This is a genomic window from Robiginitalea sp., assembly GCF_049588695.1.
In the GTDB taxonomy this organism is placed as follows: Bacteria; Bacteroidota; Bacteroidia; order Flavobacteriales; family Flavobacteriaceae; genus Robiginitalea.
The window spans coordinates 1-1904 of the sequence record NZ_JBAVZJ010000260.1 but is presented as its reverse complement, the minus strand read 5'-3'; the positions used below and the strand labels follow the sequence as shown (position 1 = coordinate 1904).

The 1904-nt window shown below is 49.7% G+C and carries 1 protein-coding gene and 1 pseudogene; both read left to right on the top strand.

From position 1 onward, the window contains the following. A pseudogene (locus WBV75_RS06255) lies at positions 1-1023 on the top strand (hypothetical protein); the annotation flags it as partial. Between the two features lie 161 nt (positions 1024-1184). Next, positions 1185-1904: magnesium chelatase domain-containing protein (locus WBV75_RS06250; RefSeq protein WP_424119781.1), on the top strand; the 720-nt coding region annotated here is incomplete at its 3' end.

The following is a 1904-nucleotide window of genomic DNA, read 5'->3' as shown; positions in this document are numbered from 1 at the left end:
ATCCTGGCCATTCCCGAACAGCGGGGCGAATTGATTTCCGGCCGGGTAACCACTTCCGAAGGTACTGCGCTGGAGGACCGATGGATCGCCATTTCACTCCCGGGCGCTGATTTTCAGGTGAAAAAAGTACGTACAGATGAAGAGGGAAAATTTTACACCTACCTTACCCGGCCCTACAGAGACCGGATGGGTATGGCAGTTTTGGTATTGTCCGGAATGGAAAACGTTGATTTTGAATGGTATACCCCCTATGATTTTGAGGGAACAATCCCTTGCTTTTACAATTTTCAACTAAAACCGGATCAGGCTGGGGTAATCCGTCAGCGGAGCATTCACAACCAGATTGAGAACAGTTATTTTGAAGTGAAGCCAGACACCTTACAGGAAGTAGTGCCGGTTGATCCTTTTGAAGGTGAAATCCCTGAAGTATATCAACTGGATGACTATACGCGATTTACGACCCTGGAAGAAACCCTGGTGGAATTTATAGAATATGTGTGGGTCAAACGGGGAGAGGATGGAGAGGCTTCCTTTTGGGTACGCGAGCCCATGACTCCCTGGGGTCCAGACTATACCACAGACCCCCCCCTCGTTGTGGTCGACGGGATCCTGGTTCCGAACCATAATTCGCTGCTCGGGTACGATGCGCGAAAAATCAAAACCATTAAAGTACTTCGGGATAAATACCAGTTGGGGGGTGCGAACTACCAGGGAATGGTGGTTATCGAAACCATAGATGCTACGTTCCTGGAGAACTGGGATACCCCTCTTGGCACCCGGTTTTCCTTTCTTCCCCCGAGCCCTGAGAAAAATTATTTTCGCCAAATGGAAGGTTCTGAGAACATCCCTGATTTCAGGTATCAACTTCTGTGGGAACCCGATGTTTCAATAGAGGGTGAGGTGAATACGTATTCATTTTACACCTCTCAGGTACCCGGGAAATATGAAATCCGCCTTGAAGGATATACCACTTACGGTAAACCGATATCCCTAAGCACTACGTTTCAGGTAGAATCCCAATAGTTACTTCCACGGCCGGGCTGATTAAACGTCCGGGTCGTACTCCAGCGTTACCTTTGGTAAGCCCTTAACGGTTTATTTCCTTTTGGCCAAAACCGTGATTTCATGGAGGCGCAAGGTGTTTTCAGCCTCTTGGTTTACCATTGCAGTCTTAATAATCTATCATGCTCTCCAAGATCCATGGAAGTGCGGTTTATGGGATCGAGGCGGTGCCCGTTACCGTAGAGGTCAATATAGACCCGGGTGTCGGATACCATCTTGTAGGTTTGCCGGATAACGCGATACGGGAGAGTAATTACCGTATTGCCTCAGCTTTATCACAGATTGGATATCGCATCCCAGGTAAAAAGATCACTATTAATCTGTCCCCGGCAGATTTGCGAAAGGAAGGGGCCTGTTACGATTTACCCCTGGCGCTGGGTATACTCTTGGCGTCAGGCCAGCTTTCATCAGATATACTTCCCAATTACCTCATTATGGGGGAGCTTTCCCTGGACGGACAATTACAACCGATAAAAGGAGCCCTCCCTATTGCCCTTGCAGCCCGTAAGAATGGGCTGAAAGGTATTGTGCTCCCCCTGGCTAATGCACCGGAAGCAGCTGTCGTCAAGGGACTCGAAGTCCGGGGGGCGACGAATCTGGGGGAGGTAATCGAATTCTTCAAAGGTAATAATGAACTCAAGCGGGCTTCTTTCCCGCTAATCCCTTCGAAAGGAACCGGTTCAGGCTTCCCCGACTTTTCTGAAGTACGGGGACAGGAAACGGTCAAGAGGTGTATGGAAATCGCTGCGGCCGGTGGCCATAACCTGATCCTGATCGGCCCTCCGGGATCGGGAAAGACGATGTTGGCCCGTCGCTTACCCGGTATCCTGCCACCTATGAGC